The sequence below is a fragment of the Ensifer soli genome, assembly GCF_041928815.1.
Taxonomy (GTDB): domain Bacteria; phylum Pseudomonadota; class Alphaproteobacteria; order Rhizobiales; family Rhizobiaceae; genus JBHFEI01.
Map to the genome: position 1 here is coordinate 144,837 of NZ_JBHFEI010000009.1, position 18,057 is coordinate 162,893.

The 18,057-nt window shown below is 65.3% G+C and carries 8 protein-coding genes and 3 pseudogenes; 6 read left to right on the forward strand and 5 right to left on the reverse strand.

Features of this window, described 5'->3' with window-relative positions:
• Positions 1-22: 22 nt before the first annotated feature.
• The 5 genes and pseudogenes from ACEVQ6_RS15185 to ACEVQ6_RS15205 form a co-directional block, all read left to right on the forward strand.
• Positions 23-2,788 (forward strand): bifunctional diguanylate cyclase/phosphodiesterase, encoded by a 2,766-nt coding sequence (locus tag ACEVQ6_RS15185; RefSeq protein WP_374889866.1) that lies wholly within the window; start codon positions 23-25, stop codon positions 2,786-2,788.
• Positions 2,789-2,845: 57 nt separating this feature from the next.
• Positions 2,846-3,265 (forward strand): annotated as a pseudogene (locus ACEVQ6_RS15190) (integrase core domain-containing protein); the annotation flags it as partial.
• A 318-nt stretch (positions 3,266-3,583) separates the two neighbouring features.
• On the forward strand, positions 3,584-7,525 hold the full coding sequence (locus ACEVQ6_RS15195) for a calcium-binding protein (protein WP_374889867.1): 3,942 nt from the start codon (positions 3,584-3,586) through the stop codon (positions 7,523-7,525).
• 81 nt (positions 7,526-7,606) lie between these two features.
• Positions 7,607-7,702 (forward strand): annotated as a pseudogene (locus ACEVQ6_RS15200) (oxidoreductase); the annotation flags it as partial.
• Between the two features lie 102 nt (positions 7,703-7,804).
• Positions 7,805-8,874 (forward strand): annotated as a pseudogene (locus tag ACEVQ6_RS15205) (IS3 family transposase); the annotation flags it as partial.
• A 703-nt stretch (positions 8,875-9,577) separates the two neighbouring features.
• On the opposite strand, the gene ACEVQ6_RS15210 reads toward ACEVQ6_RS15205, so the two are convergent.
• The 3 genes from ACEVQ6_RS15210 to ACEVQ6_RS15220 all read right to left on the reverse strand — a co-directional run bounded on the left by ACEVQ6_RS15210 (position 9,578) and on the right by ACEVQ6_RS15220 (position 15,068).
• Positions 9,578-12,778 carry an efflux RND transporter permease subunit gene (locus ACEVQ6_RS15210; protein ID WP_374889868.1) on the reverse strand — a complete coding sequence of 1,067 codons (3,201 nt, stop codon included), beginning with the start codon at positions 12,776-12,778 and terminating at the stop codon, positions 9,578-9,580.
• A gap of 228 nt (positions 12,779-13,006) precedes the next feature.
• Positions 13,007-14,197, reverse strand: a complete 1,191-nt coding sequence (locus ACEVQ6_RS15215) for an efflux RND transporter periplasmic adaptor subunit (protein WP_374889869.1) — start codon at positions 14,195-14,197, stop codon at positions 13,007-13,009.
• A 61-nt stretch (positions 14,198-14,258) separates the two neighbouring features.
• Positions 14,259-15,068, reverse strand: a complete 810-nt coding sequence (locus ACEVQ6_RS15220; RefSeq protein ID WP_374889870.1) for an alpha/beta hydrolase fold domain-containing protein — start codon at positions 15,066-15,068, stop codon at positions 14,259-14,261.
• Positions 15,069-15,228: 160 nt separating this feature from the next.
• Here ACEVQ6_RS15220 and ACEVQ6_RS15225 point away from each other — a divergent pair, with 160 nt between their 5' ends.
• Positions 15,229-16,143, forward strand: coding sequence for a LysR family transcriptional regulator (locus ACEVQ6_RS15225; protein ID WP_374889871.1), 915 nt, complete (start codon positions 15,229-15,231; stop codon positions 16,141-16,143).
• An 87-nt stretch (positions 16,144-16,230) separates the two neighbouring features.
• On the opposite strand, the gene ACEVQ6_RS15230 is transcribed toward ACEVQ6_RS15225, so the two are convergent.
• Together ACEVQ6_RS15230 and ACEVQ6_RS15235 are read right to left on the reverse strand one after the other, a co-directional pair.
• On the reverse strand, positions 16,231-17,115 hold the full coding sequence (locus ACEVQ6_RS15230) for an SIS domain-containing protein (protein WP_374889872.1): 885 nt from the start codon (positions 17,113-17,115) through the stop codon (positions 16,231-16,233).
• Positions 17,116-17,199: 84 nt separating this feature from the next.
• Entirely contained in the window at positions 17,200-18,057 is an 858-nt protein-coding gene (locus tag ACEVQ6_RS15235; protein WP_374889873.1) for an MBL fold metallo-hydrolase, read from the reverse strand.

The window sequence follows — 18,057 nt, forward strand, 5'->3', positions numbered from 1 at the left end:
ACACCGGCAGACGAGGGATGGCATGTATCGGATTCTGACCTGTCTTGCCTATGAGCACAACGTGTGGCAGCTCTCCGTCGCCCTGCTGCTCTGCCTCGTCTCGACATTCGTCTCGCTGACGCTTCTCCAGCGGTCCCGGCGCACGGAGGGAACGGCCCGTGTCGTCTGGATGATCTCCAGCGGCGTTGCGGGCGGTTTCGGCATCTGGGCGACGCATTTCGTCGCCATGCTGGCCTATGATCCCGGCCTGGGCGTGGCCTACCAGGCGGTTCCGACATTCATCTCGCTGTTCGTGGCCATCGTCGCGATCTCGGGCGCCGTCGCAAGCTCGCTGTCGCTGAGCCCATGGCACGGCGACATCGTCTCGGGAACGCTGTTCGGCCTCGGCATCTCGGTCATGCACTTCATCGGCATGGCCGCCCTCTCCATCCCCGCCCACGATACCGCGTGGGAACCCTCGCTCGTGTTCCTCGCCGTGTGTTTCGCCGTCTGCCTCTCCGTGCCCGCCTTCGTCCTGGCGCGCCGTCTGAAGGGAACGTTCCGGTCCGCCCTGGCTTGCGCCGTTCTCCTCGCATCGGCGATACTGGTGATGCATTTCACCGCGATGGGCGCGATTTCGATCGTGCCGGGCGGGGAAGACCTTCCCGGCGCGGCGGAGATCTCCCCCGCACTCATGAGTGTCGTCGTCGCCTGCATCGCCTTCGCCCTGCTCTTCAGCGGCGCCTTCGCGGCCGCCTATGCGGTCAGCGTCGAGCGTTCGGGCAAGGAAGGCGAGGAGACGCTCCGTCTGGTCGTGGACGGGATCGAGGATTACGCCATCTATACGCTCGATCCCTCGGGACGGGTCAAAAGCTGGAACACCGGAGCGGAACGATCCAAGGGCTACCGCCCCTTCGAGATCATCGGCACGCATGTCGAGCGGGTCTACAGCGCCGAGGACCGCGAGCGCGGGCTGCCCGGCCAGGACCTGTCGCGGGCGCTCTCGGACGGCAAGTTCGAGACGGAAGCGTGGCGCGTGCGGAAGGACGGGTCCAGGTTCCGGGCCCATGTCATCATACAGACGCTCTTCGTCGAGGATCGCTTCCTCGGCTTCGCGGTGATCACGCGCGACTGTACGAAGCAGATGCTCGCGGCGTCGAAACTCGAGGCCGCCCTGCACGACCTCGATCTGGCGATGTCCCATATGGCGAACGGCCTGTCGCTCTACGATCCGAGCGGCTGCCTGGTGCTGCACAACCAGAGACTGGCCGAGATCCTCGGCCTCGATCCGGACGAGGACCTTCGGGGACAGACGCTGTGGGAGGTCTGCAGCCGTGCCGGGGCCGACAGCGCGAAACGGCACCGCCTCTACAGGACGCTCCTCGAAAGCCGCCGGCCGGCGGACATGGTGGTGGAGCTTTCCGACGGGAGGACGCTCCGCGTCTTCCATGCGCCGGTCGCGGACGGCTCCCGCGTGATAACGCTCGAAGACGTCACGGAAAGGGTCCGTTCCGAGCAGCAGGTCGCCTACATGGCCGGTCACGACGCCCTGACCGGACTGCCGAACCGCCGCCATCTGACCGACGCCCTCGACCGCATGATCCAGCAGGCCGGCCCGCGCGGCAGGCACGTCGCGGTGATCGGCATCGATCTCGATCGTTTCAAGGAGATCAACGATACATTCGGCCACGCGGTCGGCGACAAGGTGCTGTGCGCCCTCTCCGACCGGATGCAGGCCGGGCTGGTCGAGGGGGAACTGGTGGGGCGCGCCGGGGGGGACGAATTCACCGCGCTGAAGACCTACTCGAACCAGACGGACCTGCTGGACTTCGCCGCGCGGCTGACGGCATGCCTGACCCGGAAGATCGACCTCGACGTCGCGGAGATTTTTCCGAGCGGAAGCCTCGGCATCGCCGTCTACCCCACGGACGGCATCGACCGCGAGCGGCTTCTGACCAATGCCGACATGGCGATGTACCGCGCCAAGGAGAGCATGGGCGAGGCCGTCTGTTTCTATGAACCGTCGATGGACGAGGCAGAGCGTGCGAGACGGGCCCTGGGCCAGGACATCTGGAAGGCGATCGAGGAGGAGCAGTTCACCCTGCATTTCCAGGTCCAGTGCGCGGCGACGACCCACGAGGTCAGGGGATATGAAGTCCTGATCCGGTGGCCTCACCCTGAAAAGGGCATGATCCCGCCGGGCGTCTTCATTCCGGTGGCCGAGCAGTGCGGCGCGATCGCCGCGCTCGGCGAATGGGTGCTGCGCAAGGCATGCCGGATGGCGGCGGATCATCCCGCGCTCGGCAGGGTCGCGGTCAACCTCTCGCCGCTGCAGCTCGCGAACGTCCAGCTCGTCGACAAGGTCGCGGCGATCCTTACGGACACCGGGCTTCCGGCCGAAAGACTGGAACTGGAGGTGACGGAGTCGGCGATCATCGGCGACAAGGCGAGGGCGAAGCTCATTCTGCAGAACATCAAGGCGATGGGCATCACCGTCGCCATCGATGACTTCGGAACCGGCTATTCCTCGCTCGACATGCTGCGCAGCTTCCCCTTCGACAAGATCAAGCTCGACCGCAGCTTCGTGTCCGACCTGATGACCGACCGGCAGGCCAAAGCCTTCGTTCACGCGATCGTCGCCCTCGGCCAGAGCCTCGACGTTCCGATCCTGGCGGAAGGCGTGGAGACGCAGACGCAGGTCCAGATCCTGACGACCGCGGGCTGCAACCTGTTCCAGGGCTACTATTTCGGCCGTCCCGACACGCTGGACGCCGTGCTTTCGGCGCAATCCCGCACAGAGGCCGCATAGCACCTCCTGCGCATGACGGGGCGGGGAGATCATCGCCGCACCGCATCGCCCGGCGGTGGGATGCCCACATACATTCGCTCCGACAACGGCCCCGACGTCACCGCCACGGCGCTACGGGGAGTGGATCGCGGCGGCGGGAGCCAGGACCGCCTCCGTCATGCCGGGCAGTCCGTGGGAAAACGGCTGTCGCGAAGGGTCAACTCCGAAGCTCCGTGACGAACCGCTCGACGGTGAAATCTTCTACATGCTCGAGGAGGCAGAGATCGTCATCGAACACTGGCGACGCCACGACAACACCGTGCGGGCCCCTCGTCGCTGGGCTACAAGCCACCGGCACCTGAAGCCGCCGCCTGTGCCCTCGCCAAGACGGCCCAGCGTCCACACAGGCGGTGGTCAGCAGACCGAGCATGCACTAACATTCCAAACGGATCGCACCGTGGCGGAAGGCACAGAACTGCCAGTCCCCGTCACACGTGATCACCGCTCGATTGCCGGTCCCATCACGCGAATTGCCCCACCTTCTCCCAATTTCACTCTAACCTGGATTGGATCGAAATAATGAGGTGGATCATTTTCCAGCATATTGTTGTATATACATTGAAATTCATATTGATACTTTTTTTATACGCAATTTTATTGATATTTCTTGTGCGGTATGCATTTTTCTACGCTTCGATCGTTGCATCCGCGGCGTTTTTCATTTATTTCGCATATGATACCGTTAGAATGTCGAGAGAGACGCGACGTAGAATAATAGAACATTCTCAGAAAATTTCTTATAAAAAGGTATAAGCCATGTTTGACTATCGTTATTTCAACTATCCTGATGTCAATTTTGAGAATTTTGCCAAGGACTTTTCTGCGGCCTCCAATAATTTGGCCGTCGATGCACGAGAGCTGGCGGGAGAATCTTTACTCTACTGGTCGAACAAGAGCAAGAGTGGCGGTCCGCAGGCGGATTTTTTGAAGGAAGCCCTTCGCTGGACTGGCCAGTCTCTGATCGACGGTGAATTCAACAGCACGCCCTTCAATACAACCCCCGAGGCGATGGCGGCGGCGGCGGTCGAGTTTGGAACCGACGCGCTCCTCGGCGCCGCCCTCGGTGCGGCTGCGGTCGGCGCCTTTTTCCTGCTGGCGCCGCCGAGCATCGCCATCGGCACAACGATCGGGCTGACGCTGACGGCTGCCCGCCTCGCGGCTCTGTCACCTCTTCTGCTGCCGGCGGCGAAATGGGCAGGTGGCCAGGCCAAGAAATTCGTTGTCGACGGTATCAAGGATGCATTCGGCGAGGATGTCAGCGGCGCGATCGACCAATTTTACAAGGACACTGGAAAGTGGATCATCGACACGGGTCGGGAGTTCATCGATGCCACTCAGGCGCAACTTCGTCGTCTGCTTGACCCGATCGTCCTTGATATGGACGGTGATGGCGTGGAACTGATCGGACGCGAGGCGTCCAACGTTTATTTCGACATGGACGGCGACGGGCTGAAGGAACTGACCGGCTGGGTCGGCCCCGACGATGCGCTCTTGGCCATCGATGAAAACGACAACGGCAATGTCGATTCGATTCAGGAACTGATCGGTGACCTCTCGCGCTCCGGCTTTGCCGAATTGGCGACATACGACCTCAACAAGGACAAGATCATCGACAGCAAGGATGCGATCTACGCCAAGCTGAAGATCTGGCGGGATGCGAACAGCAATGGAAGGGTCGACGGCGGCGAGATGAAGAGCGTCGCGGAAGCGGGCATCCGTTCGATCGATCTGCGCTATACGACCGTCAGTTTTACCGCCGAGGGCAACCGCATCCATGAGCAGTCGACCTTCGAATGGAGCGACGGCCGGACGGGAACCGTGGTGGATGCCTGGTTCGACGTGTCGAATGTCGTCACCAATGCCGGCGTGGGCGAGACGGGCAATGCAACGATCGACGCGCTGCCGGATATCCAGGGCTACGGCAATGTCGAATCGCTGCGGTCGGCCATGCTCGCCGATGGCGCTCTGGCGTCGCTCGTTTCGGATTTGGTGAACCGTGCGCCGCTGCAACTCGATGGCGCGCGTCTTGCGGTCGAGCAGATTCTTTATCGCTGGGCGGATGTCACCGACGTCGCAACCGACTCGCGGGGACCGAATTTCGATGGGCGCAAACTCGCGGCGATCGAAGCATTCCTCGGGACGGATTTCTTGGTGCGCGGCAATGCCAATCCGCTGCCTGCCGCCGTCAATGATCTGCAAAGCGCCTGGAACGCGTTGGTCACCGGCCTGCTCGGCCGGCTGATGCTGGCGGGATCACTCGGTGCGATCGTCGCTGACACTGCGGGATACATGCCGGACCTGGATCGTCTCGCGTCGATCGTGACGCCGGAAGCCATTCTTGCCGACCTGGCCGCCGCCATCCCTGCCGAAGCGACGACACTGGACATTGCGGACTACTGGGCTGCCGCTCTGCCCATGGCCGTCAGCATCTCCCATGATGTCGGCATCGACACGACCACGACGGCATGGCGCGATCTCGTGATCGAGACATTGCGACCCTTCGGGTTGAATATCGTCATCGATACGCTGTCGAACGGCGTTGCGCGAACCGTCCTTCCGGTATCCGAGATCCTGGATGCCGGCGGCGCCTTCGCCCTGACATCCGGCGACGACACGGCTTATCTCGCGGGTACCCGTCAGGCAGTGTTCGGCGAGGACGGGAACGACCGGCTGACGGTCAGCAACCCTGCGACGGACGTTCGGCACCTTTTGGATGGGGGTGCCGGTTCGGACGTTCTGCAGGCGGGTGCCGGAGCCGACTGGCTGGACGGCGGTGGCGGGTCCGACATTCTGGTGGGCGGCCTGGGCAATGACACCTATACGGTGGACGACGTCGCCGACGTGATCGTGGAGGCGCCCGGCGCCGGCACCGACACGGTGCGCGCCAGCGTCTCCTGGACCCTCGACCCGGCCGTCGAGAACCTCATCCTCCTCGGAACCGCTGCCCTCAACGCAACCGGAAACGCCGGCGCCAATGTCCTGACCGGCAATGACGGCAACAACGTACTGAAGGGTCTTGGCGGCAACGACACGCTCGACGGAGGCGCCGGCAACGACACGATGGAGGGCGGCACCGGCGCCGATACCTATATCGTCGACAGCAGCGGCGACCGGATTGTCGAGACCGGGAGCGACATCGATACGGTGAAGAGCCATATAGCCTTGGTTCTCGGCACGAAGCTTGAGAACCTCGTCCTGCTCGGCTCGGCGGCGCTCAACGGCTATGGGAACGATCTTGCCAACAGCCTGACCGGCAATGCCGCCGGCAACCGGCTGGACGGACGCGGCGGTGCCGACACGATGACCGGCCTTGCCGGCGACGACACCTATGTCGTCGACCATTCCGCGGATCGTGTCGTCGAGGTGGCCAATGGCGGCATCGACACGGTGGAGGCATCGATCAGCCACACGCTGGCCAATCACGTCGAACGTCTGGTGCTGACCGGCGGCAGCGACATTAACGGGACCGGGAACGGCCTGGCGAACACACTGACCGGCAATGCCGGCGACAACCGGCTCGACGGCGGCGGCGGCGCGGACGTTATGGCGGGCGGTGCCGGTGACGATACCTACGTCGTCGATCATGTGGATGACGTGGTGTCGGAGGGCAGGAACCGCGGCACCGACACGATCGTCACCTCGCTTGCCCGCTACACGCTTGGCAGCACCGTGGAGAACCTGCAGCTCTATACGGGCAGTTCGCCGGACAATGTCGCCCGCTCGGGCACCGGCAACGCACTGGCCAATGTGCTGACCGGCAACAACGGCGCCAACACGCTGAGCGGGCTGACCGGCGACGACACGCTTTACGGTCTCTCGGGCAACGATGTTCTCGACGGCGGTAGCGGCAACGACATCCTCGATGGCGGCCTTGGCGACGACCGGATGACGGGGGGCACGGGCGATGACACCTATGTCGTCAACAGCGCGGCCGACGTGGTGGTCGAGGCGACCAATGGCGGTATCGACACGGTTATTGCCGGGATTTCCTACATTCTCGGCACCCATGTCGAGAACCTGGAACTGACAGGCAGCGCCCATGTCGACGGACAGGGCAATGGCCTTGGCAACCGGCTGACGGGCAATAGCGGCAACAACAGTCTGGACGGCGGTGGCGGGTCCGACATTCTGGTGGGCGGCCTGGGCAATGACACCTATACGGTGGACGACGTCGCCGACGTGATCGTGGAGGCGCCCGGCGCCGGCACCGACACGGTGCGCGCCAGCGTCTCCTGGACCCTCGACCCGGCCGTCGAGAACCTCATCCTCCTCGGAACCGCTGCCCTCAACGCAACCGGAAACCATCTCGATAACGCGATTTCCGGAAATGCGGGCAACAACGTGCTGATCGGGGGTCTCGGCAAGGATACCCTCACCGGAAATGCCGGCGCCGACATCTTTGTCTGGCGTGCCACGCGGGAGAGCACCGGCTCCGGAGACGCCGTCACGGATTTCATCGGAGCCGACGGTGACCGTATCGACGTAACAGCCATCGACGCGGTCACGTCGACGGCTGCGGACGACGCCTTTGCGTTCGTCAGTACCAATGCCTTCACCGCGGCCGGTCAAGTCCGAATGCATACGAGCAAGGGATCCACGGTCCTCAGCTTCAACACGGACAGCAATCTATCGACGGTGGAGATGGTCATCACACTTCTGAATACGGCGGCGTTTGAGGAAGCATGGCTGATCGCTTGATGCGCTAAGGCCCATTAAAATTTAACGGCTTCGTTTCTTTATGATTCGACCCCTTGTGTTGAAAGATTAAGGTGCGTGATGAGGATCGATGTCCTGATCAATAATGCCGGCGTCTCACTGATTGGACCGGTCGAGGAGACGTCCGTCGCCGAAGCGCAGACGGTCTTCTACACAAATTGACGTTGCCCCCTACGGCTAATCCAGTTTGAGATAGACTCTGGCCCAACTGAGAGGGCTAGAGATGAAGCAGGCAGGTTCATCTCTGGCCAGATCATTGGCATGCTAAAAGAGCACGACGCTGGCGTTTCCGTCGCCGATCTCTGTCGCGAGTACGGTGTCAGCAATGCTACGTCGACAAGTGGAAAGCCAAGTATGGCGGCATGGATGTCAGCGAGGCCAAGCGACCGAAGGGGATCGAGGACGAGAACGCCCGCCTGAAGCGGCTATTCGCCGGTGCGCTGCTGGACAATGCAGCGCTGAACAACCTCCTTGGAAAAAATGGTGACGCCCGCCGCGAAGCGGCAAGCTGTCACGCAATCTGGTCGCGGGCCACGGGATGAGCGAGCGGCGGGCGCGCCGAGTCACCGGCTGTTGTCGGATGACCATGCGTTACGAGGTGGTTCGGCATGAAGGCCCCGTGCTGCGGGAGCGGCTGAAGGAACGGGCACGGGTCCGCCGCCGGTTTGGCTAACGCAGACTGCATGTGTTCCTGCGGCGCGAAGGGGATGAGGTGAACCACAAAGCCTGTTCCGCATTTAACGCGAGGAACGGTTGCACGTCCGCCGTCGCGGCGGGCGCAAGCGGGCCGCGCACCGATGACGCCGCCTTTGGCTCCGAACCAACGCTGATCGCTCGGTTTTGTTCCAGACCAGCCGACCAATGGCCGTCGCTTCCGGGTCATGACAGTGGTGGACGACGGCACGCGGGAATGCTCGCCCTGATCGCCGACACCTCCCTGTCCGGCGCAAGGGTGGCGCGGGAACTGGCGACGCTGTTCGAGGCGCGGGGGCAAGCCGGCGGCAGTGGTCAGCGATAACGGGACCGAGTTCACCTCGAACGCTCTCCTCACCTTCTCCGATAAACGCAAGATCGACTGGCATCACATTCTAACGGCCAAGTCGACCCAGAACACCTTCATCGAGAGCTTGAACGGCCGACTGCGTGATGATCTGTTGAACGAAACGCCGTTCCCGTCCCTGTCCCAGGCCCGCGCACAGGTCTCATACAACATCGAAAGCCCGCACTCTCGCCTTGGCTGGCAGACACCTGCCGAGTTCGCCCAGACCTTCACCCAGCAACCGGGCCTGACGCTCAGCAACCCGAAAAGCTCCGTGCCAGCCCCCGTTGCTCAACCCGCAAAACAGGCAAAACTCAAACCCAGAGGCTCGCATACGCTGGATAAAGTAGGGGCAACGTCACAATCTGAAAAGAGCTGGGCGGTTTCAGAAGGTTATTATTCCGTCATTTTGCGAGACTTGGTGGAGCCTACTATGTCCTGGACTGAAACCGCCCGGCGCGATCAGCCGAACAAGGCGGCACTCCCGTAGGCTTACCAACAAGGCCATCGTCAACCACCTCGATTTCCTCATCGCCTAAGGCATGACCGGCTGAGGGCGCGGTTTCCACACCCTGCGTCCCGTGGAATGTTGTGAAAAGACGCATCTTGCGCTTGAGACCGTGCGATCGTCGCGAGCGTTGCTACGTACTGTACCACTGCCCCCTCAAGTAAATGTGATCTACGATAATGCAACTTTATCAAACGTTATACGCCCTTTCCTGCTCGTGCTCTTTGAGAAGTGAGCGTGCCATTATCCGCACATTCATCCTCTATGACGCGAGGTATTCCGCGGGCAGAGTGCCCTTTTCGGCAGGCTGAATGCCCAAGGGGGGGGCGGGCCGCCGGCGCGCCTGCATCCATGGGTTTGATGGGATTGACGGAAAGGATGGAAGAGCCGAAGGCGGGAGCCTTCGGGCTCCCGCCTGGGTGACCGGTGGTCCGTGGTGGCCGCGAGGACGGGCCGTTTTCGGCCCGTCCTCGCCGGGGAGGCTTCTTCAGGGATGGGCGGCCGACAGAGCCTCGGGCGTGGCGTGCGGCCCCGCCGCCTTTCCGTGCTGGACCAGCGGGCGGTTGCCGGCGAGGCGGCGCAGCAGCACGTAGAAGACCGGCGTCATGAAGATGCCGAAGACAGTGACGCCGATCATGCCCGAGAAGACGGCGAGGCCCATGGCGGCGCGCATCTCCGCCCCCGCCCCGGTCGACAGCACCAGCGGCACGACGCCCATGATGAAAGCCATCGACGTCATCAGGATCGGGCGGAGCCTCAGCCGGCTCGCCTCGATCGCCGCCTGGACAGGCGTGCGGCCCTCGAATTCGAGCTCGCGGGCGAATTCGACGATCAGGATCGCGTTCTTCGCCGACAGGCCGACGAGCACGACGAGGCCGATCTGGGTGAAGATGTTGTTGTCGCCGCCCGTGTACCAGACGCCGGCCAACGCCGCGAGCACGCCCATCGGCACGATCAGGATGATCGCGATCGGCAGCGTCAGGCTTTCATACTGCGCGGCGAGCACCAGATAGACGAGGAGCAGCGCCAGCGGGAAGACGACGATGCTGGAATTGCCGGCAAGGATCTGCTGGTAGGTCAGGTCCGTCCATTCGAAATCGATGCCCTGCGGCAGGGTTTCGGCGGCGATCCGCTCGATCGCGGCCTGGGCCTGGCCGGAGGAGAAGCCCGGCGCCGGCGCGCCGTTGATGTCGGCGGCGAGGAAGCCGTTGTAGCGCGTCGTGCGCTCCGGCCCGGTCGTGCCCTCGACCTTGAGCAGGGCGGCGAGCGGGATCATCTCCCCCGATTGCGCGCGGACCTTCAGCTGGCCGATATCCTCCGGCTTGGCTCTGAAAGCGGAGTCCGCCTGCACACGCACGCTGTAGGTGCGGCCGAAGGCATTGAAATCGTTGACATAGAGCGATCCTAAATAAATCTGCAGCGTCTCGAACACGTCGGTGACGCTGACGCCGAGCTGCTGGGCCTTGGCCCGGTCGAGATCGGCATAGAGCTGCGGCACGTTGATCTGGAACGAGGAGAACAGGCCGGCGAGTTCCGGCGTCTGGTAGGCCTTTCCGAGGAAGGCCTTGGTCGCCTCGTCGAGCGCGCCATAGCCGAGGCCGGCGCGGTCCTCGATCTGCAGCTTGAAACCGCCGGTCGAGCCGAGCCCGTTGACAGGCGGCGGCGGGAACATGGCGATGAAGGCGTCCTGGATGCCGGCGAACTTCTGGTTCAGCTGCATGGCGATGGCGCCGCCGGAAAGCTCCGGCGTCGTGCGCGCCTCGAAATCGTCGAGCACGGCGAAGACGATGCCGGAATTGGAGCCGATGGTGAAACCGTTGATCGACAGGCCGGGGAAGGCGATCGCATGGGCAACCCCCGGCTGGTCGAGCGCGATGTCGCTCATCCGCTTGATCACCTCTTCCGTGCGGTCGAGCGTCGCGCCGTCCGGAAGCTGGGCGAAGCCGATCAGATACTGCTTGTCCTGCGCCGGGACGAAGCCGCCCGGCACGGCGTTGAAGACGGCATAGGTGGCGCCGACCAGCGCCAGATAGACGGCCATCACCAGCGACTTGCGCGACACAAGCCCTCCGACGCCGCGCCCGTAGCCGTTCGAGGCGGCGCCGAAGGCGCGGTTGAAGCCGCGGAAGAACCAGCCGAACAGCGCGTCCATCCCCCGCGTCAGCCAGTCTTTTGGCGCGTGATGGTCCTTTAGCAAAAGGGCGGCGAGCGCCGGCGAGAGCGTCAGCGAGTTGACCGCCGAGATCACCGTCGAGATGGCGATCGTCAGCGCGAACTGGCGGTAGAACTGGCCGGACAAGCCGCTGATGAAGGCGAGCGGCACGAAGACGGCGACGAGGACGAGGGCGATGGCGATGATCGGGCCGGAGACCTCGCGCATGGCGCGGTAGGTCGCCTCGCGCGGCGTCAGGCCGTTCTCGATGTTGCGCTCGACGTTTTCCACCACGACGATCGCGTCGTCGACGACGATGCCGATCGCCAGCACCAGGCCAAAAAGCGTCAGCGCGTTGATCGAGAAGCCGAAGGCATACATCACGCCGAAGGTGCCGATGATCGAGACGGGGACCGCGAGCAGCGGGATGATCGAGGCGCGCCAGGTCTGCAGGAACAGGATGACCACGAGCACGACCAGCGCGATGGCTTCGAGCAGCGTGTCGACCACCTTTTCGATGGAGGCGCGGACGAACTGCGTCGTGTCGTAGACGATCTCGTATTTCACCCCATCCGGCATGGCGAGCTGGAGCTGGTCCATGGTGGCGCGCACCGTGTCGGCGATCTCGATGGCGTTCGAGCCCGGCGCCTGCAGGACGGCGATGGCGACGGCCGGCTGGCCGTCGAGCAGCGAGCGCAGCGTGTAGTCGGCCGCGCCCATCTCGACGCGGGCGACGTCCTTCAGGCGGGTGATCGCGCCGCCGGCGCCGGTCTTGACGATGATGTCGCCGAACTCCTCCGGCGTGCGCAGCCTGCCTTGCGCGTTGACGTTGAGCTGGAGGTTGACGCCGGACGGCGTCGGCGAGGCGCCGATGATGCCGGCGGCGGCCTGGACGTTCTGCGCGCGGATCGCATTGGAGATGTCGCTCGCGGCAAGCCCGTGCTCGGCCGCCTTCTGCGGATCGATCCAGACGCGCATGGCATAGTCGCCGGCGCCGAAGACCTGGACCTGGCCTGCGCCCTCGATGCGGGCGAGGCGGTCCTTGATGTTGAGCGTCGCGTAGTTGCGCAGATAGGTGACGTCGTAGCGATCCGTCGTCGAGACGAGGTTGACCACCATGATGAAGTCCGGCGAGCTCTTGACCGTGGTGACGCCGAGGGCGCGAACCTCGGCCGGCAGGCGGGGTTCGGCCTGCGACACGCGGTTCTGCACCAGCTGCTGCGCCTTGTCGGGATCGGTGCCGAGCTTGAAGGTGACCGTCAGCGTCAGCACGCCGTCCGAGGTCGCCTGGCTGTTCATGTAGAGCATGTCCTCGACGCCGTTGATCTGCTCTTCGAGCGGCGTCGCGACGGTCTCGGAGATGACGACGGGGTTGGCGCCCGGATAGACGGCGCGCACGACAATCGAGGGCGGCACGACCTCGGGATATTCCGAGATCGGCAGCGCCCGCATGCCGATGAGGCCGGCGACGACGATGAGGATCGACAGCACGGCGGCAAAGACCGGGCGATCGACGAAGAAACGGGAGATGTTCATGTCAACACCCTTTCGCTGGAGCATGTCCAGCCGGAGTGCGTTCGCTTCGGCGTCGGACAATGCGGTGAAAACAAAAGACAGAGCACATCGGGTCATCCCGGTTTCGCCGGGAACGCTTGATGCAAATACGGGACGAACGGGGCCTTCCGGCGGGACGCGTGCCTCGCCGGTGACCTGTCGGGATGGAATTTTCGAAGGGGAGCGGCCAGGCCGCTCCCCCTTTGCCGGCTATTTCGCCGAGGCGACCTTGTCCTCGATCTGCGGATCGACGACGGCGCCCGGGCGGATGCGCTGCAAGCCGTTGACGACGATGCGGTCGCCGGCGGCAAGGCCGCTTTCGACGATGCGCTCGCCGCCACTGCCGCTGCCGATGACGACCGGGCGATAGGCGACCGTGTTGTCGCCCTCGACGACGAAGACGAATTTCTTGTCCTGGTCGGTGCCGATCGCCCGCTCGCTGACGAGGATCTTTGCCGCCGCGCGCGGCTCGCCCATCCTGACCCTGACGAACTGGCCGGGGATCAGCCGCCCGCCCGGATTGTCGATGACGGCGCGCACGGCGATCGTGCCGCTCGCCGCATCCACCTCGTTGCCGATGAGCTGCAGCCGGCCGCGGACCGGCGTGCCGCTGTCGGCGAGCGTGCCGATCTCGACGGGGATCTCCTCGATCGGCGGCAGGGCGCTGTCCGAGGCCGGAAGGGCCGCGAGCGCTGCCGCCACCGTCTCCTCGCTGACGCTGAAGCCGGCATAGATCGGATCGACGGAGACGAGCGTCGTCAGCGCCGGCGAGGCGGAGCCGGCCGCCACGAGATTGCCCGTGGTGATTTCCACCCGGCCGACCCGGCCGTCGACCGGCGCACGGACACGGGTATGGTTGAGCTCGATCTGGGCGGCGTCGAGGGCGGCCTGCGCCGTCTTGAGGGCCGCGCGGGCCTCCGCCAGCGTGTTGCGGCGCTGGTCGAGGTCGCTCTGCGAGATGCTGCTGGTCTTGACGAGCCGGACGCCGCGTTCGAGTTCGGTCGTCGCCAGGTGAACCCGCGCCTCGGCCGAGGCGCACTGGCCCTCCGCCTGGTTGACGGCGGCCTGGTAGGGCTCGGGATCGATGGTGAAGAGCAGATCGCCGGCCTTGACCAGCGCGCCCTCGCGGAAATGCACCGACTGGATGGCGCCGGCGACGCGCGAGCGGATCTGCACCCGCTCGATCGCCTCCAGCCGGCCGGAAAACTCCTGCCAGGTGACGACGTCGCGGCTCTCGACCACCGCGACCGTCACGGGAATGGCGGGGCTTGCCGCCGGCGCGCTCGCCTCGGCGGCGGCGGTGCCGACCGGCAGGTCGACGAAGAGGGCTGCGGCGGAAAGGGACGCAGCCAGTCCCAGGCCGGCGCCCGCAAGGGCCCGGCGCGTGCTTTTCAACGGCATTGTGGTTCTCCTTGGTGCCCGGCGGGCACGCTCTGTGTCGGTCTTGTCTCGTCCTGCGATGTCAGGTCGTCTGCATGTCGTGGCCCGCCCCTTGCAGGAAGCTTGAAAACTGCGCCTGGACCGGCGCCTGCCAGGCGCCGGTGTCGGCGAGCGCCCCGTGATGGATCGACGGCCAGCCGAGGCCCTCGGGAAGAAGATGCGGGCGGACGGCCACGCCGGCCGCCTTCAGGCTTTCGGCATAGGCAAGCGTTTCGTCGCGCAGCGGATCGTCCTGCGAGGAGACGAGCAGCGCCGGCGCCAGTCCGGCGAGCCGCGAGCAGAGCGACGGCGCGGCATAGGGATGGCAGACGCCGCCGCTCAGATAATGGCTCCACCCGTCCGACCAGCGGCCGCGCATGCCGATCGCCTCGGCGCCGCGAAAGGAGGCGGTGCCCATGAAGGGATCGAGCAGGGGCGAGAACAGCACCTGTCCGTCCAGTTCCTCGGCATAGTGGTCGCGCGCCTTCAGCGCGACGCCGGCGGCGACGTTGCCGCCCGATTCCTCGCCGCCGATGATGAGCTGCGACCGCCGGTCGCCGAGCCCGGCCCGCTTCTTCGCCAGATAGGAGAAGAGCGAGAAGCCCACTTCCAGCGGCTTCGGGAAAACCCCGCCCATCGGGCTGAGATAATCCGGCACGACGACGATGGCGCCGGTGCCGGCCAGGCATTCGGCAAGCGGGCAGTGCCTGAGGCCGGCATCGAGGAAGGCGCCGCCCTGGAAATAGAGAAGCACGGGCGCGCCCTTCATGAAGTCGGCGCCCTTGTAGACACGCACGGACACGGGGCCGATCGCCACCTTGTCGAATGTCATGTCGCTGATCTCGACCGTCATCGCTCGTCGCTTTCCCTCGGGACCTTGCAAGGCGCGCAGGCCGGAATTACTGTAGGTCCCTCATCATTGATATCGGAATTCATATCCATCGCATAAGTCACGCAAATCTGATATCACTGTTCGAAATCTCGAATAATGACGCAATGCAACATGGAGCATCATGGACCAGCTATCAGCCATGCGCGCCTTTCTCCGCGTGGTGGAGACGGGGAACTTCACCCGCGCCGCCGCCGCGCTCGGCCTGCCCAAGGCGACGCTGACCAATCTCGTGCAGAATCTCGAGGCCCATCTGGCGACCAAGCTTCTCAACCGGACGACGCGGCGCGTCGTGGTGACGACCGACGGCGCGCTCTATTACGAGCGGGCGCTGCGCATCCTCACCGAGATCGACGAACTCGATACGAGCCTCTCCCATGCCCGCGCCAGCCCGAGCGGCCGGCTTCGCGTCGAGATGGCCGGCGCCTTCGCCGATCTGCTGATCATCCCGGCGCTCGACGATTTCCACGGGCGCTATCCCGACATCCGCATCGACCTCGGCGTCGGCGACCGCACCGTCGACTACCTGGCGGAGAATGTCGACTGCGCGGTCAGGGGCGGCGAGCCGGCGGACCAGTCGCTGATCGCCCGCCGGATCGCCGAGATCGCCATGGTGACCTGCGCGGCCCCCGGCTATGCCGCGCGCCACGGCGTGCCGATGCATCCCTCGGAGCTGGAGACCGGCCACCACTGCGTCAACTACTTTCTCGCACCCGCCAACCGGATCATGCCCTTCGTCTTCGCCCGGCAGGAGGAGCGCATCGAGGTCAACGGCCGCTACCGCGTCTCCGTCAACGACGCCCGCAGCTATCTCGCCGCAGCACTTGCCGGGCTCGGCGTCGCGCCCCTGCCGCGCTTCATGGCGGCCGAGGCGCTGGAGCGCGGCGCCCTCGTCGAGGTGCTGGCCGACTGGACGACCGAGCCGATCCCGCTCTACATCGTCTATCCGCCGAACCGGCACCTCTCCAACAAGGTGCGGGTCTTCGTCGACTGGCTCGCCCGGCTGCTGACCGGCGCGCGGCTTTCCGGCGGCGGATGACCTAGGCGCAGCGAGGGGCCCGGCGAAAAGGGGTCTCGCGACAAGGGGCCTGGCGACAAGGGGCCTGGCGAAAAGAGGCGGGCAGGCTCAGATCGGCTGCGTCCGGCGCATGTCGGAAAGCGTCTTCTTCATCCGCCGCACCCGCTCCTGCTCCTCCGGCGAACGGCGCAGGGCGACGCCCGTCGACAGGATGTCGATGACGACGAGGGCGGCGATGCGCGAGATCGTCGGCGTGTACATGTTGGTGTTGTCGAGCGTCTCGACGACGAGCGACACGTCGCCCTCCGCCGCGAGCGGCGTGTCCGAGCCGGTGAGGCAGATGACGGTGGCGCCGCTGTCGCGGGCGATGCGGGCGATCTCGATGATCGAGCGCGTCGTGCCCGTGTTGGAGATGACGAAGGCGACCTCGCCCGGCCTCATCATCGCGGCGACCATCACCTGCTGGTGCGAATCGAGTTCGGCGCTGCAGGGCACGCCGAAGAGCGGGAACTTCTGCTGTGCGTCGCGCGCGACGATGCCGGAGGCGCCGAAGCCGAAGAAGACGATCGCGCGCGCCGCCGTCAGGACGTCGATCGCCTTGCCGAGCGCCTGCTTGTCGAGGCGCGAGCGGGCCCAGTCGAGGCTCGTCATCGTATAGTCGAAGATCTTCTCGGCGACCATTTCCGGCGTGTCGGTGTCGAGCAGCACCGAATGGGTGGCGGGCGTGCCGAGCGCCACGGCCTGGGCAAGCCGGATCTTGAAGTCGGGGAAGCCGCCGCAGCCGATGGCGCCGGCAAAGCGCAGCACCGTCGGCTGGCTGACCCCCGCAAGCAGCGCCGTCTCGCCGACGGTGGCGTTGAGGATGCGCTGCGGATCGGCGAGCACCACGTCCGCCACCTTGCGGTCCGACTTGCGCAGGGTCGGATGCAGCGTGCGGATCACTTCGAGGATGTTGCGGCCGCCGCCTCTTTCCATGCGCGTTTCGGGTTCCATCTCGGTCCTGCCTCCGCGGGCCTTGCCTCAATCCTCCTTTCGTCCATGCCATGTCCGGCCGCCCGGTGTCACGCCGAAAGCGCGTCAGGCGTCGCGCGACGGCCGCAGCGCGACGCCGGTGCGGGCGCGCAGCAGCGCCGGATGCGACGCGTCCCGCGCGCGCGCGTCGATCGTCTCCGGGTCGAGCGTGTTGAAGGCGAAGAGGCCGTAATGATGGGCGACCATGACGGCGGCGCCGACCGCGCCGGCAAGGCCGACCGCCTCGTCGAGGAACAGGTTTCCCGGCACGCCGTTCTGCGACAGCTCCGGCCGGCGGCCGTTGACCGGCAGCAGCGCGACATCCGGGCGCAGCGCCGCCACCTCCGCCGCCTGCCCGTCGAAGGGCACGGTGTCGCCGGAATGCCAGACCGTCAGCTCCGGTCCGCGGACGGCATAGCCGAGGAAGCGGTGGTTGCCGTCCCCGTCCCGCTCCAGCGTCTCGTGCGCGGCGCGCGTCGCGGTGACGGCGATGCCGGGCGCAAGTTCAAGCGTCTCGCCGGCCTCGACGAGCCGCAGGTGTCCCTCCGCAAGCCCCGAGCGGGTGAGCGCTGCCTGCCGCATCGCGCGCGGCGCGACGAGCACGGCGCGGGGATTGGCGGCGAAGAGGGCGGGGAGCGTGCCGGGGTCCATATGGTCGGTATGGGCATGGGTGCAGAGCACGGCATCGACATGGGCGAGCGCGCCGGCCGCGACCGGCGCCGGCATCATCCGGGCATAGCGCTCCGGCATGTCCGGATATCTGTCGGACAGGGCGTCCGAAAGGTAGGGGTCGATGACGAGGCGCGTTCCGGCGATGTCGAGGACGAAGCCCGCTTGGCCGAGCCAATAGAGCGCGGTTTCCGCGCCCGGTCCGGCGGCGAGGACCGTTTCCAAGGACCCGTCGAGGGGGATTTCCGCAAGCAT